Raw genomic sequence first — 6,950 nt, forward strand, 5'->3', positions numbered from 1 at the left:
CGCATCAGCATTGTTGACGGCGATCTCGCCCATCAGCGGACGTTTACCCGCGTCACGGTCACCGCCCGCACCGAACACCACCACGAGCCGCCGCCTGGCATACGGCCGCAGCGCCTGCAGTGCCTTCGCCAGCGCATCCGGCTTGTGAGCGTAATCGACGAAGACCGGCGCACCGTTGCGCTCGCCAACCAGTTCAAGCCGCCCCTTGGCGCCCTCGAGATGCTCGAGCGCAGCGAACACCTGATCGGCATCGCCGCCGGTGCCGATGACGAGACCCGCCGACACCAGCGCGTTCTCGATCTGGAATTCGCCGACCAGCGGCAGATGTATGATGCGCTCGCATCCCGCGTGTTCGAGAGTCACCCGTTGCGCAAAGCCATCAATGACCGCGTCAACCAGGCGAATGCCGAGGTGCGCGCCGTCGCCACGGCGACCGACCCGCATCACCTGCAGGTTACGCGCGACGGCGGCTTCGATCACCGTTCCCGAGCAATCGTGATCGGCGGAAATCACGGCGACGCCGTCCGGCTCAACCAGTTCGCGGAACAGCCGCAGTTTCGTCTCGAGATAGTGCGCGACGGTCGGATGATAATCCATATGGTCGCGCGAGAGATTGGTGAAGCCTGCGGCGCGCACACGCACGCCGTCGAGGCGATGTTGGTCGAGCCCATGAGAGGACGCTTCCAGCGCGAGATGCGTCACGCCCTCGCCCGCAAGCTGATCGAGTTCGCGATGCAGCGCAATCGGATCGGGCGTCGTCACCGAGCCGTAGACGTTGCGCGAGGGCGAGACCACACCGATGGTGCCGATGCTCGCGGACGGATGACCGAGCCGCTGCCATATCTGCCGCGTGAAGGCTGCGACCGATGTCTTGCCACTGGTTCCGGTGACGGCCGCGATCGTCCCCGGCTGCCGCGGAAAAAATTTCGCCGCCGCCAGCGCCAGCGCACGGCGCGGATTCGACGTCGTGATGAACGGAACGCGGCCGCCCGCTGGCGCGTGTTCACCGGCAACCGCGACGGCACCGGCCGCGACCGCGGCATCGACGAACCGCGCGCCATCGGTCGTCGTTCCGGCAAGCGCAAAAAACAGATCGCCCGGCTTGACCTCGCGGCTGTCCGCGGCAAGGCCCGTGACGGCAAGCTCGCCGGTCCGCGCGTCCATGCCGGCATCGTCGCCGAAAAGCTCGCGAAGTTTCATGCTCTCCTGGTCCCGGCTGCGCCGCTGACCCCGCGTTTACTGCGTCGCTCGGGATGCCGCAAGAATAAGGCGGTCGGACGGCGGCAGATCGAACCGGGGCTGGACGCCGAGAAGCGGCGCAATGCGCGCGATCACCTTGCCCCCGGTCGGCACCGCGTTCCAGCCGGAGGTGATGAAGCCGAACGTCTCCTTGAGCGGCTGCGGCTCGTCCAGCATCACCAGAAGCTGATACTGGGGGTTGTCCGCCGGCAGGATCGCGGTGAAGGCGTTGAGCACGCGCTTCTTGGCATAACGACCGTTGATGACCTTCTCGGCGGTGCCGGTCTTGCCGCCGACATAATAGCCCTTGACGTCGGCCTTCTTTGCGGTGCCGACCTCGGCGTTCAGCCGCAGCAGGAAGCGCATCTTGTCGCTGGTTTCCTTTTTGATGACCCGCTTGGCGAGTTTCATCGCATCCACTTCCGATCGCTTCAGGAAGGTCGGCGGAATGAGGTAGCCGCCGTTGACCAGCGCGTCGATTCCCATCACGGCTTGCAACGGCGCCACCGCGATGCCGTGGCCGAAGGCGATGGTGACGGTGTTCAATTCGCCCCACTTGCGCGGCAGGATCGGCGAAGCGCTTTCCGGCAATTCGGTGCGCAGGCGCTCCATCTGCCCCATCTTGCGCAGGAACGCCTTGTGCGCCTCGACGCCTTGCGCAAGCGCGATCCGCGCCGCGCCGATGTTGGACGAATAGGTGAACACCTCTTTCATGTTGATGAAGCGGCCGAGCCGATGGTCATCATGGATCGTGAAACGGCCAAAATGCAGCGGCGCGCGCGCGTCCCACATCGAGTTCAGGTCGTATTTGCCGGAATCGAGCGCCATCGCCAGCGTGAAAGCCTTGAAGGTCGACCCCATTTCGTAAACACCCGTGGTCAAACGGTTGATGCGATCAGGATCGTGGGCTTCCTTCGGGTTGTTCGGATCGAAATCCGGCAGCGAGACCATCGCGACGATCTCGCCGGTGCGAACATTGGAGACGAGGCCCGAGGCGGCCTTGGCGTGATAGTGCTCCTTGGCCTTGAGCAGTTCGTCGCGTAGCGCGTGCTCGACGCGCAGGTCGATCGACAGCTCCACCGGCTTCTGAAGGCGGTCGGTGGCGAAACCGGCGCGATGCAGGTCGGCGAGCCCGTTGCTGTCGAGCCACTTCTCCATACCTGCGATGCCCTGGTTGTCGATGTTGACCAGGCCGATCAGGTGCGCGACCTCGCTGCCGCTCGGATAGACGCGCTTGTTCTCGCGCAGAAAGCCGATGCCCGGAATACCAAGGTTATGGATTTCCTTCTGCTGCGACGGGGTAATCTCGCGCTTCAGCCAGACAAAGCCCTTGCGGGTGCCGAGGCGCTGGCGGACCTCGGCAGTCTCAAGATCGGGCAGCGTTGCGGTCAGCAACTCGACCGCCTCGTCGCGATCGATGATGCGGCGCGGCTCGCCGAACAGGCTCGGCGTCTTGACGTCGGTGGCGAGAACCTGACCGTTGCGATCGACAATATCGGGCCGAGCGGTCGCGATCGCATCCTGCGACGCCGTGCGGTGCCCTCCCCGATCATCCGGGAACGCGGCAAACATCATGAGGCGAGCCGCGATCACCGCATATATCAGACCGAATATGATAATGACGAGGCCGACGCGCACCCTCGCCTTGGCGGCGCGATCGACGTTGCGCCCGTAGAGCAGGTTGCGGATCATGCGCTGGCTCCACGCCACCGACAGCGTGCGGCTGCCGCGGCCGCGCATGTTCCAGCCGGTCATTGCGGGCCCTCCTGCGCGGGAAGCGAGCCAGTGATGACATCGGGATCAACGATCTCGATCATGGCGCCGATCGGGTCAGACGTACCGGGCGGCACCAGGCTCGGCGGCCGCTCCGGCAGGTTCTTCAGTGAATCGAATTGCGTGGCCTCAATGGGCTTCAGTTTCAAATGCCGCTCGGCCAGCACCTGCAGCCGCCTCGGCGCGTCGAGCCTCGCCCATTCCGAACGCAAGGCCGCGATCGCCTCGCGCTGCTCGCGCACCTGCGCCTGGAGCCGCGACACGCGCTCGGTGCGGGTCGTGGAATCCATCTTGATGCGGTAGACGTATGACGCCGCATAGACCAGTGCGCAAACCACGAGGAAATGGATGATCCGCATCGATCAGCCTCCCCGCATCACGTTTGCGAGCGAAGGCCAGTCCGGCTGCGCGTCGGCGTCGAGCGCGGGCGCAGCGGTGCGTTCGGCGGCGCGCAGCTTGGCGGACCGCGCCCGCGGGTTGGCGCGCACCTCGTCCTCCCCCGCCGTCACCGGGCGGCGCGTCAGAATGGCAAAGCTCGGCGCGGCCCGTTCGATCTCGGGCCGGTGACGCGAACCGCCGCCCGCCTTGCCACGCATGGCGAAGAAGTTCTTGACGATGCGGTCTTCCAGCGAATGAAAGGACACCACCGCGAGCCGGCCGCCAGGCTTGAGCACGCGCTCCGCCGCCGCCAGCGCGGCAATCAGCTCGTCAAGCTCCTCGTTGACGAAGATCCGCAACGCCTGGAACGTCCGCGTCGCCGGATGAATCTCGTGCGGCTTGGCGCGGACCACCTTCGAGACGATATCGGCCAGCGCCCGCGTGGTCGCGATCGGGGCGTCGCGCCGTGCGGCAACGATGGCGCGCGCCACCGCGCGCGAGCGCCGTTCCTCGCCGAAGACATAGATGAGGTTGGCAAGATCGGTCTCGGAGGCGCGCGCCACCACGTCGGCCGCGGTCGGCCCATGCCCGCTCATGCGCATGTCGAGCGGACCGTCGAGACGAAACGAGAAGCCGCGACCGGCCTCGTCGAGTTGCATCGAGGACACCCCGACATCCATGACGATGCCGTCGACGGCGTCGGCGCCCTCCGCGGCGCAGATCGCGGCAAGATTGGAAAAGCGGTCCTCGACCAGCGTCAGCCTGCCGCCGGACTCCTCAACCAGACCGAAGCCGCCGGCAATCGCGGTGCGGTCGCGGTCGATCCCGATCACGCGGGTATCGGCCGTGGCAAGGATGGCGCGGGAATAGCCCCCGCCCCCGAAGGTCGCATCGATGTAGACGCCACCCGCGCGCGGCGCGAGCATGGCAACGGCCTCGCGACCGAGCACGGGCACATGACGAACCGGCGCAACCATCATGGTGCCGCCCCCGCCTGCAGATGCATTGCTCTCGACACGCGCGCGCCCATTCCGCCCCGAATGTCCGAAAACCAACCGACCGCCCCGGTCCTCCGGGCCCATCGCCATAGCGGGTCCAGCCGGCTTGGCCCCCACCAGTTCCCGCGCCAGGAGACAGACTGACAAACCCGGGCTTCCGCATGGAATTTGAGGGGCTGCCATGGAGATTTCGAGCGCAAATGGGGCCTCGGCCGCTCCGAAACCGGCTCGGCACTTCATCACTCAGTAACGGCCGTTAGCGTTAAGAAAGAGTTGATGGTTTCGCCGGAAAGCGAGTTGTTTCGCCGCGATGCGGCCGCGCCTGACGCGCGCCCCCCAAAGCCGGGGAAAAGATGAAAGGCGGTCAGGCTTCGATTGCCTGCCGGACCGCGCGTCCGGATAGTGATCTCACTTGAGTCGTCGAAAACGTGAGTCGTCGAAAACGGACCGCGCGTTACACGCCGCGCGCCGTTCGTCTATCTGTTTTGGGTTGTTGCATGCTATCAGGTTCGTTCGTATCCGCTTATTCCGACCCAAGACGGCGACTCCCTCTCCCGATCCCCAAGGCCATCGCTGGAATGCCGACCTTCATCCCGGATTCATCGGTCGTCTCCGACACCGTGCCCTCCATGAACTTCGGCGACCGGGCCAAAGGGCGGCAACCGGACATGATCGTGCTGCACTACACCGGGATGCCCGATGTCGAAGGCGCGCTGGCGCGGCTGTGCACCTCCGGCACCGACGTGTCCGCGCATTATGTCGTACTCGAGGACGGTCGTGTTGTGCAGTGCGTCCAGGAGGCCAAGCGGGCCTGGCACGCCGGCATCGCCTCATGGGCCGGCGAGGAAGACATCAACTCCTGTTCGATCGGTATCGAAATCGTCAATCGCGGCCATGACTGGGGCTATCCGGATTTCCCGCTGCGGCAGATCGCCGCCGTCATCGCGCTGTGCCGCGGCATCATACTTCGGCGCGACATTCCGCCCCATCGCGTCGTCGGGCATTCCGACGTCGCGCCTGCACGCAAAAAGGACCCCGGCGAGAAATTCCCATGGCATTCGCTGGCGGATTCCGGCGTCGGGCACTGGGTCCGGCCGGTGCCGATTGTACCGGGAGAGATACTGAAGACCGGCAGCGAGGGCGACGATGTCCGCGCGCTCCAGCAATCGCTGGCGCAATACGGCTACGGCATCAAGGCCAGCGGAACATTCGACAAAACGACCGCGGAAGTGGTCACGGCCTTTCAGCGTCACTTCCGTCCGGAGCGTGTCGACGGTGTGGCCGATCAATCGACACTGAAGACGTTGCAAATTTTGCTCGAAAACATGCCGGCCCAGGCCAGCGCGCCGTCACGCCGGAGCGGATGAGGACGGCGGCGTAGCGATTTTTCGCCCGCCTCCTTGGATCGGACGATAACCTGGAGGCCGACAATCCACCTTCCTGTGCAACCACCTGCCCTGTGGAACTTTCCGCGCCCTCGTTGCGTTATCGCGCGCACATGCCGGGTGACAACCGGCCGTGACGGGGATGATGGACGTAGCCTATTTTGCCGGTTTCAGGCTACGGCACCAACGCATCGGCACGCGTTTTGTCTAACCCGTTCCCGGCGTGTGGCATGACGAACTGGTGTTTTCAAACGAAATCGTTTTTGGGCGTCCTCATTCCGGCAAATCGAGAACGAATTCGGGCAGATCAAGGCCGGAGTCGGCAAAGAATGACATAATCGCGGTCTTTGACCAATATTGCTCGATCAGCAATCTGGCGAAGCGTTCTTTCTCCCGCGCAAACCTCGCCATCAGAGTATCGATGCTGTCCGGTTTCTTGCCAAACAGCTCGGCGTTCCATGGTTGCTCGTTGAAAAAGTCCTCTTCAAGCACCGTTCGTTCCGAAACCTGGTCGTCCGCCTCGCCACGCCGCGCGCGCACGGCTTCCGACACGTCCGTGATCAGGGCGAAAAGCCGCGCCTGTTCGATGAGCAGATCCTGGGTCGGAAAAACGTTCTCCACCAGCAGGCCCGGAACGAAGTCGCGCGCCAAAGCGGTCGCAAGCTGCATCCAGGCATCCTCGGGCGATCGCGCGGCGATTTTGTAGAAGTCGAACAGCGCCATCCACCGGCCACGCAATTCCTCGACCTGGGAGTCGTACCATCGCGACCAGACCGAGTGCTCGCCGACCGGCCCGCCTGCTTTTCTGGCCGCGTCGATCCGCGCCAGCAATCCCAGGTCGACCCGCATGGGATCGCTCAACCGTTCGGGGAGATCGGGGGCGCTATACTCCTCAACATCGTGAACAAACTCAGTCGCATCGGGGTCCGGATAGGACGTCCTGTGTTTTCCGCTTCCGGTCTTCTGCATCATTCCAACGTCTCCCGACATGACAATCCGGCAACCGCTTTCGCAGCCGCAGCAGCAAACCGAACTCGCATCCGGGGTGCGACTATTTGACCACGGAACAAACGTGCAGGGGCCGATTTCTCCTTCGCTACCATGGAGGAGGAATAAAAATGGACTGGAATCGGATTGAAGAAAACTGGGATCAGGTCAAGTACAAGGTCAGAGATCA

General features: G+C 64.3%; 7 protein-coding genes. 1 reads left to right on the forward strand and 6 read right to left on the reverse strand.

What is annotated here, in order from left to right; genetic code table 11:
* The 4 genes from BGO16_RS02565 to rsmH all read right to left on the reverse strand — a co-directional run.
* A partial coding sequence (locus tag BGO16_RS02565) for a UDP-N-acetylmuramoyl-L-alanyl-D-glutamate--2,6-diaminopimelate ligase (RefSeq protein WP_292617032.1) occupies positions 1–1,200 on the reverse strand: 1,200 nt, incomplete at its 3' end.
* 36 nt (positions 1,201–1,236) lie between these two features.
* Positions 1,237–2,994 (reverse strand): penicillin-binding protein 2, encoded by a 1,758-nt coding sequence (locus tag BGO16_RS02570; protein WP_292617033.1) that lies wholly within the window; start codon positions 2,992–2,994, stop codon positions 1,237–1,239.
* Positions 2,991–3,371 carry a hypothetical protein gene (locus BGO16_RS02575; RefSeq protein WP_292617035.1) on the reverse strand — a complete coding sequence of 127 codons (381 nt, stop codon included), beginning with the start codon at positions 3,369–3,371 and terminating at the stop codon, positions 2,991–2,993. The genes BGO16_RS02570 and BGO16_RS02575 overlap by 4 nt, the downstream gene beginning before the upstream one ends.
* Positions 3,372–3,374: 3 nt before the next feature.
* Positions 3,375–4,370, reverse strand: coding sequence for a 16S rRNA (cytosine(1402)-N(4))-methyltransferase RsmH (rsmH, locus tag BGO16_RS02580; protein WP_292617036.1), 996 nt, complete (start codon positions 4,368–4,370; stop codon positions 3,375–3,377).
* A gap of 515 nt (positions 4,371–4,885) precedes the next feature.
* Between rsmH and BGO16_RS02585 the strand changes: the two genes are divergently transcribed.
* Positions 4,886–5,755: an N-acetylmuramoyl-L-alanine amidase gene (locus BGO16_RS02585; protein WP_292617037.1), complete on the forward strand. Its 870-nt coding sequence runs from the start codon at positions 4,886–4,888 to the stop codon at positions 5,753–5,755.
* 291 nt (positions 5,756–6,046) lie between these two features.
* On the opposite strand, the gene BGO16_RS02590 is transcribed toward BGO16_RS02585, so the two are convergent.
* Positions 6,047–6,745: a hypothetical protein gene (locus tag BGO16_RS02590; protein WP_292617038.1), complete on the reverse strand. Its 699-nt coding sequence runs from the start codon at positions 6,743–6,745 to the stop codon at positions 6,047–6,049.
* On the reverse strand, positions 6,742–6,950 hold a 209-nt coding region (locus BGO16_RS02595; protein WP_292617039.1), incomplete at its 5' end, for a hypothetical protein. The genes BGO16_RS02595 and BGO16_RS02590, both read right to left, overlap by 4 nt.

The organism is Nitrobacter sp. 62-23, from assembly GCF_001897285.1.
Lineage (GTDB): Bacteria > Pseudomonadota > Alphaproteobacteria > Rhizobiales > Xanthobacteraceae > Nitrobacter.

Bases quoted from the DNA above. Each gene is read 5' to 3' on its own strand.
- rsmH (WP_292617036.1), bottom strand. From the start codon at position 4,370: ATGATGGTTGCGCCGGTTCGTCATGTGCCCGTGCTCGGTCGCGAGGCC.
- BGO16_RS02585 (WP_292617037.1), top strand. From the start codon at position 4,886: ATGCTATCAGGTTCGTTCGTATCCGCTTATTCCGACCCAAGACGGCGA.
- BGO16_RS02575 (WP_292617035.1), bottom strand. From the start codon at position 3,371: ATGCGGATCATCCATTTCCTCGTGGTTTGCGCACTGGTCTATGCGGCG.
- BGO16_RS02590 (WP_292617038.1), bottom strand. From the start codon at position 6,745: ATGATGCAGAAGACCGGAAGCGGAAAACACAGGACGTCCTATCCGGAC.
- BGO16_RS02570 (WP_292617033.1), bottom strand. From the start codon at position 2,994: ATGACCGGCTGGAACATGCGCGGCCGCGGCAGCCGCACGCTGTCGGTG.